This is a genomic window from uncultured Arthrobacter sp., from assembly GCF_902805515.1.
Classification (GTDB): Bacteria; Actinomycetota; Actinomycetes; order Actinomycetales; family Micrococcaceae; genus Arthrobacter_D.
This window is the reverse complement of sequence record NZ_CADCTE010000048.1, coordinates 1-1,207: the sequence shown is the minus strand read 5'-3', so window position 1 is coordinate 1,207 and position 1,207 is coordinate 1. Positions and strand designations below refer to the sequence as shown.

Below are 1,207 nucleotides of genomic sequence, written 5' to 3'. Positions count from 1 at the left end.
CCGCCCTGCTGGGCCCCGCGCTGCGTGGAGCTGATGCGGGTGTGCTTCTTCACGCGCCCCACGCCCTCGACCAGCACGCGCTGGTCCTTGGGGTAGGCAGCGATGACGCGACCCTTCGCACCCTTGTCCTTGCCGGCCAGGACGACGACGGTGTCACCCTTCTTGACCTTCATGGACGGCGTCTTGCCGCTGCTGGCAGCGGACTTGTTGTGGGCAGCCATGGTCACAGCACCTCCGGTGCGAGCGAGATGATCCGCATGAAGCGCTTGTCGCGCAGCTCGCGGCCCACCGGGCCGAAGATGCGCGTACCGCGCGGGTCGCCGCTGTCGCGGATGATGACCGCGGCGTTCTCGTCGAACCGGATGTAGGAACCGTCGGGACGACGGCGCTCCTTGACGGTGCGGACGACGACGGCCTTGACCACGTCACCCTTCTTCACGCCGGCGCCGGGCAGGGCGTCCTTCACGGTTCCGACGATCACGTCGCCGATGCCCGCGTAGCGTCGCCCCGAGCCGCCGAGCACCCGGATGCAGAGGATCTCCTTCGCACCGGTGTTGTCGGCGACGCGCAGTCGCGACTCCTGCTGGATCACGTCCAACTCCCAAAAACTTGTGGTGACAGCCGGGCCGGATCGGTGAACCGGCTGTCCGACACCCGCGAGCCGACGCACCGACGGCGTGCGCCGCCGGTGCGTCGAAGCACGGGTACCGGGATGCGGCGCGCATCCGGTGAGAGATGCGATGCGCGCCAGTCGTCCAGAGTACGCGTATCGCTCTGGTCGTGTGCTACGGCCCCGGAGGGCCGTCTCCTGCTGGCCTACTTGGCCTTCTCGATGACCTCGACCAGACGCCACCGCTTGGTGGCCGACGTCGGCCGGGTCTCCATGATCTGCACGCGGTCACCGATGCCGGCGACGTTCTGGTCGTCGTGCACCTTGAGCTTGTTGGTCCGGCGGATGACCTTGCCGTAGAGGGCGTGCTTCACACGGTCCTCGACCTCGACGACGATGGTCTTCTCCATCTTGTCGCTGACCACGAGGCCCTCGCGGACCTTGCGGTAGCCACGGCCGGCCAGACCGGGGCCCGAGGCCACGGTGCTCGCGGACTGGGGATCGCTCATGCCACACCCTCGTTCGGGGCGACCGAGAGACCCAGCTCGCGCTCGCGCATGATCGTGTAGATCCGGGCGATGTCGCGGCGGACGGGGC

4 protein-coding genes are annotated in these 1,207 nt (G+C 68.4%); all 4 read right to left on the bottom strand.

From position 1 onward, the window contains the following. Positions 1 to 173 (bottom strand): 50S ribosomal protein L24 (gene rplX / locus QZX79_RS04010; RefSeq protein WP_366484672.1); only part of this gene is annotated, 173 nt, incomplete at its 3' end. Positions 174 to 223: 50 nt separating this feature from the next. After that, complete coding sequence (gene rplN / locus QZX79_RS04005; protein WP_091929103.1) at positions 224 to 592, bottom strand: 50S ribosomal protein L14; 369 nt, start codon at positions 590 to 592, stop codon at positions 224 to 226. Between the two features lie 224 nt (positions 593 to 816). After that, positions 817 to 1,119, bottom strand: coding sequence for a 30S ribosomal protein S17 (rpsQ, locus tag QZX79_RS04000; protein WP_294564998.1), 303 nt, complete (start codon positions 1,117 to 1,119; stop codon positions 817 to 819). After that, on the bottom strand, positions 1,116 to 1,207 hold a 92-nt coding region (locus tag QZX79_RS18550; protein WP_366484671.1), incomplete at its 5' end, for an uL29 family ribosomal protein. The genes rpsQ and QZX79_RS18550, both read right to left, overlap by 4 nt.